Genomic DNA, 8,112 nt, shown 5'->3' on the forward strand with positions numbered 1-8,112 from the left:
TAGTATAAAGAATTTACTTCATAAAAAATTGCCCATATCCATTTTTAATGAATATTTTTAAATTTATATGTCACAATAATAGACATTATACAAATAATACATATTAATAAAACAAATGTATTTGTAGCACTTATAAAATTAGTTAAAATTGAACATACGGCTAATGCTAAAACTGAAAATATATGAGATAATGCACTATTAATAGAAGTTATAATTCCTAAAACTTTTGAATCCACATTTTTTCTTAAAAAATATTCTAAATTATTAGAATAAATAGAAATTAAAATTACCAAAAATATCACTATATTAATAAAGTTTAATAGCAACATTATTAATAGAAACTCTTAAAAAATAAAGGGGTTCTTGTTTGTTATAATCTCAAAATCTAAATAAAATCTCTCATTATCAGGGCCATAATCATAAACAATAGCAACAAAGCCTAAATTAGTTGTCAAGGTAGTCTTAAACTTAACTGAATCTGTGTATTACTGTGATGTACAATCTCAATTTCTTCTGGAGAACTATAGGGCTACTATCAGGTGTATTTACAATAAATAAAATTAAGTTTAAGATTGATAGAATAATAATTAATACAGCCAAACTTATATTTCTAAATATAAGTTTCATTATCTAGTTATATAGCATTATTTTGCAATTTAAAGCTTAGTTTAATAGTTTGGATATTAGTAGGTTTTTTTGCAGTTTTATTTATTATATTTTTGTAACTACTAAATTTTTAGGAGAGGCAATTTTTGAATAGAAAAATTACTATTGTATTCGTATTTGTTATATTTATTCAAATATTGATAAGTTGTAGTTATTTGTATAGAAAAAATACTGAAAAATTTAAAAATATAGAAGTTATTTCTAATATCAACACAGACAAAACCAAAATAAATATACCATTTACAGCCAAACCAAATATTTTGATAGTGTTCGCTACAAATATTGAAGCTTCAGAAATAAATAAGATTGTTCGAAATAAAAAAAATATTTTGATAAAAGAGCATATAAATAAAAAAAGTAATTACTGTGGGTACAATACATAATCATAATGTTATTTCTATAGTTACAGGAGTTGGAAAAATAAATACATCTTTTTGGATAAGCTATTTTATATCGAAATATAAAATTAGTCATATAATCAATGCTGGAGTTACTAGTGGTATTTATAGCGATAAAAATAAATTTCTAAAAATAGGAGATATTGTTATATCTGCACAAACAGTAAGTTGAGATTTTGATTTGAATAGATTTGGATATGAAATAGGACATGTTCCGGGGTACGATAAAAGATTTAGATCGGACATTGTTCTTACAAGGAAAGTTTCTAAGATAAAAACAAGTAATATAATATTTCATATGGACTTAATAATTACTGGAGATTAATTCATTAATAATCAAAATTTTTATGATGAGATTCCGGAAGAATTCCGAGATGCAATTGCAGTAGATATGGAAAGTGCTGCAATTGCTCAAGTGGCGTTTAATTTTAAAATTCCTTTTATAATTATACAAAGAATATCCAATATAGTTAATAATGAAAATGATGATTATAAGAAATTTATAAAAAAGCTTCTTCTAACTCTGTAAAAATAGTAGAAAAATTGATTAAATTAATATGATTAAAAAAATATCAGAATTGTATGTGGTTAGATTGGTTGTTTTCCCTTTTAAAAAGGGGAAAGGGAATTATGATTTTGGATATCCAAAATCATAATTCCTATTAAAAATTACTTTTGAAATAGATTGTGGGGGTAGTTTTTCCAAAAATGAGTAGAGAGCTGTGTATAATGGGATATATAGTGATGGGTTGATTAGGGGTGGAGCATTTTTTTATTCCCTTGATCTAAAATTAAGCTGGGTGGAACACTGTGTTTTAAATGATATAAAAAAAAGTTCTTGATGAGTTTAATGCTAGTTCTAGTTTTCAAATGGAAAACTAGAATGAAAAAGATTATGACGAGTTTTTTCTTAGATTAGGTTCTAAAAGGTCCAAAGAATTAATTAATTTGTTCCGCAAGATTTAAAAAAAGGATAAGTGAGAAATCATTTGAAACTGAAGTTTTTATATTTTATCTATGCATTGATGATCCGTGTTCAATAGATATTTTTTATATTGATGAAAGGGATAATTTAATTTTTGGGGAGGATAATTCATTTGATGAAAATGAGAGTGTGTGGTGCGGTGTCATAAGTACTTTTATTAATTCGATAATTATTTTTATTAAGGGAAAGCACAATTATTTTGATGAAGGGCATTTTTTTTCTGATAAAGGGAGACATAATTATTTGAATTATGAATTTGTGCCTAGTATTGATCAATTTTTTAAAAAGGTGAAAAAATCATTAGAATAGCAACTAGAATTAGAAATTCAGAGAAAAGAAAAAATTCGGATTTTCAAGTTCAAGAACAGCTTATTTCCAAATTGGTAATTATGATGTTAATGTTAATAAAATTAAATCAAAAGAAATTAAAATTTCCTTTGATTTCTTATAACAATAAAGAGTACGGGTTAGAAATTGATAATTTCTTATCAAAATTTGATTTTAAATCGCCATCAAGAAATGAATAAGCCATATGGTATGGATATAAATAAAATAATTTCAATTTGTTATAACTTTGTAGTTTGGGAATCTCTCATGAATAAAAAAATGTTTATTGCTTTTATTATTTTTTCCTTTATTTTTCTTTATCTTTTTTTCATTATTATTTATTTTAATTTTTTGCTTTTATTATAATCTCTTCTTCCAACTCAATATTTCTATTTTCAAAATGTTATTCAGTTATTCATCATTCATTAATAGTAACTTTAATTTTTTTTGATAAATTTGAATATTTAGCGAATACTAACCTAACAGCATCATCAAATAACTTTATATTTAATATGATCTTATAGGTTTTATCTTCAGCAGTTTGTTTATTTCTTATAACAAGATGTGCATGTATATAGTGGCATTTATTATCGTTGTAAAAAAGTTGAAAAAAATCTGATGAGCTGCTATTTCTAAATCAAAGATTATAGAAATAGCTTCTTGTATCTTCCCATGATAGCTTTTTAGGTTCTTACAAGAGAGAACGGTCATCTACTAAAGCATGGTCCACAAGCTTTACTTTGGGCAGTTCCTGCCTTAGTTTTTATTTATTTATATATGTCACATAAGTTAACTTTTCATAATCACTGCGTACATTCAATTAATAAAATTGGAAAACGTAGTTTACCTAAAAACTTTGAATTTACAGTGCTTTTTATGAATCAAATTGCAAGTCAAGATCAAAGAACAAAATTCATGGTAGATGAAGGCCAAATCGCAACTTATAATTCAAGCAAGGATCTTAATAATCATAAGCAGAAAACACTTTATTATTATTTTGTTAATACCTAATAGGTACAAAAAAAGCCCCCTATGGGCAAGTATTTTACTACTGAACACGGAGAGAGAAAAGTTCTCTAACCTAATTTAATGATAATATATTATACAATTTTAGTCAAGAGCTCACATTTATCTTTTTATCTTTTTATCTTTTCTATAATTTTCATACTCAATTATAAAATCTGATAAGATATTTTTTTTATCTTTAATTAGCTTTTCTAAAATAAAGTATATTCTTTTGATATCTTTTTTACAAAAATCATAAACTTTTTTATCTTTCATTAAAATTCTAATAGATCTATTTTGATTACCAACACCTTCTTCTACGTTTTCTTTAATCATATTTTCTTTATATATTTCTGAAAAGTTGTTTTTTAGTATATTTTTATATGTAGCTACAAAACCTATTTCTTTAACTTTTTCAATAGAAATAACCCCTTCCAAAACTTTCTCATAAATTTTCAAATACATATAAGCTTGACTTCTGGCGATTATATAAGATTCTATAAACTGTTTAAAACTTTTGAAGCCATCATATTTGTAAAATTCTTTTTGTTTAATTTCATATAAAATTTTCATTCTTTGAATTTTATTATTAATATCGGATTTTAAATTTAATTTCAACTGTTCTTTTAACTCATTATAATTTCTCAATTCCTTATCTTGATTATTTCCTAAAATTAATTCTTTTTCTGTTGATATTTCAACTCTTTTATATAAAGTTACCTGATTTTTATTGTCTTTTTTCTTCATTTTTATCTCCTATTTTTAGATAATTTTTGGTAAAATTACTTGTCCGATATCGGACAACCTTAAATAAGTATCTTTATAGTTAGTATTTTGGCTAACTATAAAGAAAAAATATTTTTTAAAGTATCTTTTATTTCATTATAATATGTTTCTTTTTTAGAGGGTTCTGATCGTTCGTTTATAAGAACTTTTATACTGTTTGAAAAATGAATTTTGCCTTTAATATATTCTCTATATTCTTTATAAAGCAAATCTTCCACTTCTTTTATCGTATTTCTATTTTTTATAAACTGGTTTTCCACAATTGAAATATTGTATATTTTCTTTCTAAACTTTGTAATAGCATTAACTGCGTTAATCAAAATAGCAAAGCTTTCTATTGACCATATTTCCACCTGAACTGGAATCACGATATAATCCGAAACATTTAAGGCATTCTTTAAAAGAAAATCTAAACTGGGGGGAGTATCTAATAAAACATAATCAAAATTATAGTTTTTCATATTTTCATTTAAATAATGTTCTAAAATAATTTCTTTGTAATCAATGGCTTCCGAATTAAATTTTCCCAAAATGGGGTGAGAGGGAATTATAGATATATAATCATTAATTTTTTTAATGCATTCATTAAAGTGAAAATCCCCTTTTAACATACTGTAAGTATTATATTTTTCAATATTTGAAATATACCTATTAAAATAAGAAGTTAAAGAATTTTGTGGATCTAAATCAATTAGTAGTACCTTTTTTCCTAATTCTTTTAATGCATAAGAAAAAAGTATAGAAAGTACACTTTTCCCAACTCCTCCCTTAATTGAAGCCATTGTTATAATATCTGATTTTTTAATATCCATTTTTTTAAAATTCCTCCATCTGGTGATTTTTTATTGTAAAACTTGTATACTTTACTTTCCATTTTTTCTAGATGATTTAGTGTAAACTGATAGTATTCAGTGCTTTCCTTTTCATTTTTTCTCAACAAAGTCCTTAAAGATAATATGTAAGATTTAACGGATCCTTTTTTAAACCTAAACTCTACATAATAGAGCTTCTTTATTGCATAAATTTTATTATCTTCTTTTTTAAGAAAAAAAGGTTTTTTAAGGTGATCCCATCCATATTTTATTCCTAAAAATTTATCATTTTTTTCCAATGAAAAAAGATTAAAGAAATAATAATCTTTATTATTATCATTAAATTCTTGAAATACAAGTCTTAATCTTTGTTCTTTGTTGGTTACTTTAAATTCGATTAAATGTTTAAATATTTTTGTGTAGTATACTTTCTTGCCATTTATTTCTTCTATTTTACTGAAAGTATCTTTTTTAATTAAAAAATTGTTAATTTTCATTAAAGCTTTTTTTTGTTTTAGTTTTTTAAGTAATTTGCTCAAATTTTAATCCTTTTTTCAAAGTGTTAACCAGAATATTATTGGCTATTATTCTAGCATGTCCTGAAAAGTTATTTATTTTATTTATTTTCCATTTAGTAGTATAAGTATCTTTGAATTCTCCTGCAATTATGTAAAAATCAGTATTATAGGGTGCGATTTTCCTCATAAAGTGGATTTTATGTTTATAAAGACTTAGCTTAGATAAGAAAAATTCTTTAATGTCTTTTATCTCATAATCATGTTTTAGATAATTTTTGAAATCCTTATAGTTTAATAAAGTATTTTTTAATGATTTATTTGGTTCTTTTGTGTTTGAAATTATGAATTTAATTCTTTGAAAGAAAGAGTTTTTTGTAGAATTCTTATGATATATATTTATATACTCTTTATTATATACAGTGATATTTTCAGTGATATTTTCAGCGTTAAAAGATTCTTTTTCTTCCTTTACTTTTTTAAGTAAGTCTACTTTAGTGTTATTAAAATATGCATTAATCAATTTATATGCAATAGGTGACACTTTATATATACAAAGTTTTCCTTTAAATTCTCCAAAGTTATTTGAAAATGTTAGTATTCTTTTATCTAATGCTTTTAGCTTAACCAAAAATTTTAAATCTAGTCTTAGGGTATTAATTGTAGTTTCTTTTTTGTTTTCTTTATGAATATTTGAGTTTAGTACTCGAAGTATATCTCCTTGATGATGAACTCGAAGTTCTTTTATTCTTTCAGAAGTAAAGTGTTCTTTATTAATTGAGGTATTATATTTTTTTTTAAATTCTTTATTTAAGTAATTGATTACTGAAATAATTTTTTTCAGTCTGCAGACTTTACCAAGTAGTTTATTTTTATTGGTTTGGTGGTTATGTTTAGATATGGCTGGCTTCATATTTAATCTCCATGTTCAGTTTATTTTTATCAATAATTGCTTTAATTATATTCAAAATATTTGATTAATTTCAATACCCAGCTAAATAAATATTTTATTATTTTTGGTTAATCACAGTTTTAAGTCAAAGATTATAGAAACAGTGGTTTAAAATAAAATAAAATAAAAAGACTATCGGAAAAAGCCAAAGCATTCATGGTAAGTTAGCAAACCTATAATCTCAAATAATAAAACAAAGTTCCTCAAATAAAAATAGATTTAATGAACCACATCGATGTTGCTCAAATAAATCTAAAACCAGCTCAGAGTTTAGGAAATTCTTTACACTATATGCTAAGTACAAAATATAATAAAATAATAAGATACATGGATGCTAATAAAGCTTACAAGTATAGAATATATCCTAACACTACTCAAAAAAAGAATACTTTTGAAAAGTATTTGGATGTGTAAGATTTTTGTATAACAAAATGTTAAGTGATAAGAAAGATTATTATGAAATAAATAAACAAAGTTTAATTACTTATCCAAGTAAATATAAAGAAGAATTTCTATCCTTAAAGGAAGTTGATAGTTTAGCTCTTTCTAATGCCCAACTTGACTTAAACTCTGCGTATAATAATTTTTTTAGAGAAATTAAAAAAGAAAATAAAACACAAGGATTTCCTAAATATAAAAGTAAGAAAAATAGGCAAACTTTTAGAACTAATAATCAAAAAAAACTCAATAAGAATAGAGAATGATTATATAAGACTACTTAAAATAGGGTTTGTAAAATTATGTCTACATAGGTGCATTAAAGGTAATGAATTTATTAAAAATGTAGTGGTGGAAAAAGATAATGATGATAAATATTATATTTCAATGGCAGTTGAGTGGTCTAAATACTAAAAATAAAAATGAAACTAAAGGTGATAAAAAAGAGGTAGTTGGTATTGATGTGAGTATGAGACATTTTTTAGTAAGTAGTGAAGGTAAGAAAATCAATCATCCTAAATATTTACTAAAAAAAATGAGAGTAAACTTAAGAAATACCAAAGAAAATTATCAAAAAAGCAAAAAGGTTCTGTTAATAGAACTAAATCTAGATTAAAAGTTGCTAAGCTACATAAAAAAAATCTCAAATAAAAGAAAAGACTTTTTGCATAAATTATTTTATTATTTCGTATCCAATTATAAAAACATAGTAATAGAAATTTAGCACAAAGTTGGCGATGGACTCTCAAAATTATTTGACAATAACTTTAGATCTATTATTAAGAGAATGATCTATGCAGCAATTTTATCTGGAAAAAGTTATTTTTACATAGTAATCCCAGATTCTGAAGATCCAAATAAGCCGCTCACAAGCAAGGATTTCCCTGCCTTTGTTATAACTTTGGCGAAGTTATTGATAACAATAATTATTCTCTAAAAAATATACATGAAAGTCGAATCATTAGCATGAAATCGTCTTTTCTAAATTTTGAATCTTTAAAAAAGAGTATTGATATTATGAATACGTTTATTAGTAAAACAATAGGTTTTTTGAAAGTTAACAACTTCACCTTTCCACAATCGGCAACTTTGCCATCGGTCAAGGACATGACTACATATGATCTAGCCGAAGTAAAAAAAAATCGAGGGAGTTCTTGACAGTAACCACAAAATGATGATTTTGGGCAGAGAAGACAACATTGTTAATATTTCAAGATCTGTAAGTCCA

Annotated in this window: 11 protein-coding genes and 2 pseudogenes; 8 read left to right on the forward strand and 5 right to left on the reverse strand. The window is 24.3% G+C overall.

Going from position 1 to position 8,112, the window contains the following annotated elements; genetic code table 11:
* Positions 1 to 752: 752 nt before the first annotated feature.
* The 6 genes and pseudogenes from LRB30_RS05185 (at position 753) to LRB30_RS05205 (ending at position 2,576) form a co-directional block, all read left to right on the forward strand.
* On the forward strand, positions 753 to 1,049 hold the full coding sequence (locus tag LRB30_RS05185) for a hypothetical protein (protein WP_231019968.1): 297 nt from the start codon (positions 753 to 755) through the stop codon (positions 1,047 to 1,049).
* Positions 1,033 to 1,236: a phosphorylase family protein gene (locus LRB30_RS05190; RefSeq protein ID WP_231019970.1), complete on the forward strand. Its 204-nt coding sequence runs from the start codon at positions 1,033 to 1,035 to the stop codon at positions 1,234 to 1,236. The genes LRB30_RS05185 and LRB30_RS05190 overlap by 17 nt, the downstream gene beginning before the upstream one ends.
* A gap of 9 nt (positions 1,237 to 1,245) precedes the next feature.
* Positions 1,246 to 1,389, forward strand: coding sequence for a hypothetical protein (locus tag LRB30_RS05195; RefSeq protein ID WP_231019972.1), 144 nt, complete (start codon positions 1,246 to 1,248; stop codon positions 1,387 to 1,389).
* Between the two features lie 66 nt (positions 1,390 to 1,455).
* Positions 1,456 to 1,593, forward strand: coding sequence for a phosphorylase family protein (locus LRB30_RS05200; RefSeq protein ID WP_231019974.1), 138 nt, complete (start codon positions 1,456 to 1,458; stop codon positions 1,591 to 1,593).
* 365 nt (positions 1,594 to 1,958) lie between these two features.
* Positions 1,959 to 2,030, forward strand: a pseudogene (locus LRB30_RS05965) (P52 family lipoprotein); the annotation flags it as partial.
* Between the two features lie 417 nt (positions 2,031 to 2,447).
* Entirely contained in the window at positions 2,448 to 2,576 is a 129-nt protein-coding gene (locus LRB30_RS05205; RefSeq protein WP_231019976.1) for a hypothetical protein, read from the forward strand.
* A gap of 218 nt (positions 2,577 to 2,794) precedes the next feature.
* On the opposite strand, the gene LRB30_RS05985 is transcribed toward LRB30_RS05205, so the two are convergent.
* Entirely contained in the window at positions 2,795 to 2,950 is a 156-nt protein-coding gene (locus LRB30_RS05985) for a BB0158 famile outer surface lipoprotein (RefSeq protein ID WP_456264081.1), read from the reverse strand.
* Positions 2,951 to 3,252: 302 nt separating this feature from the next.
* On the opposite strand from LRB30_RS05985, the gene LRB30_RS05910 reads away from it, so the two are divergent.
* Positions 3,253 to 3,387 carry a hypothetical protein gene (locus tag LRB30_RS05910; protein ID WP_273700322.1) on the forward strand — a complete coding sequence of 45 codons (135 nt, stop codon included), beginning with the start codon at positions 3,253 to 3,255 and terminating at the stop codon, positions 3,385 to 3,387.
* Positions 3,388 to 3,504: 117 nt separating this feature from the next.
* Here the strand turns inward: LRB30_RS05910 and LRB30_RS05210 are convergent, their stop codons facing one another.
* The 4 genes from LRB30_RS05210 to LRB30_RS05225 all read right to left on the reverse strand — a co-directional run bounded on the left by LRB30_RS05210 (position 3,505) and on the right by LRB30_RS05225 (position 6,407).
* Positions 3,505 to 4,128, reverse strand: coding sequence for a chromosome replication/partitioning protein (locus LRB30_RS05210; RefSeq protein ID WP_231019978.1), 624 nt, complete (start codon positions 4,126 to 4,128; stop codon positions 3,505 to 3,507).
* A 95-nt stretch (positions 4,129 to 4,223) separates the two neighbouring features.
* On the reverse strand, positions 4,224 to 4,979 hold the full coding sequence (locus tag LRB30_RS05215; protein ID WP_231019981.1) for a ParA family protein: 756 nt from the start codon (positions 4,977 to 4,979) through the stop codon (positions 4,224 to 4,226).
* Positions 4,952 to 5,518 (reverse strand): DUF226 domain-containing protein, encoded by a 567-nt coding sequence (locus tag LRB30_RS05220; protein WP_231019983.1) that lies wholly within the window; start codon positions 5,516 to 5,518, stop codon positions 4,952 to 4,954. Before LRB30_RS05220 ends, LRB30_RS05215 begins: the two co-directional genes overlap by 28 nt.
* Positions 5,502 to 6,407, reverse strand: a complete 906-nt coding sequence (locus LRB30_RS05225; RefSeq protein ID WP_231019986.1) for a plasmid maintenance protein — start codon at positions 6,405 to 6,407, stop codon at positions 5,502 to 5,504. The genes LRB30_RS05220 and LRB30_RS05225 overlap by 17 nt, the downstream gene beginning before the upstream one ends.
* A gap of 366 nt (positions 6,408 to 6,773) precedes the next feature.
* On the opposite strand from LRB30_RS05225, the pseudogene LRB30_RS05230 reads away from it, so the two are divergent.
* Positions 6,774 to 7,602: pseudogene (locus tag LRB30_RS05230) on the forward strand (RNA-guided endonuclease InsQ/TnpB family protein); the annotation flags it as partial.
* Between the last annotated feature and the right edge of the window lie 510 nt (positions 7,603 to 8,112).

It is taken from the genome of Borreliella americana, from assembly GCF_021043605.1.
Lineage (GTDB): Bacteria > Spirochaetota > Spirochaetia > Borreliales > Borreliaceae > Borreliella > Borreliella americana.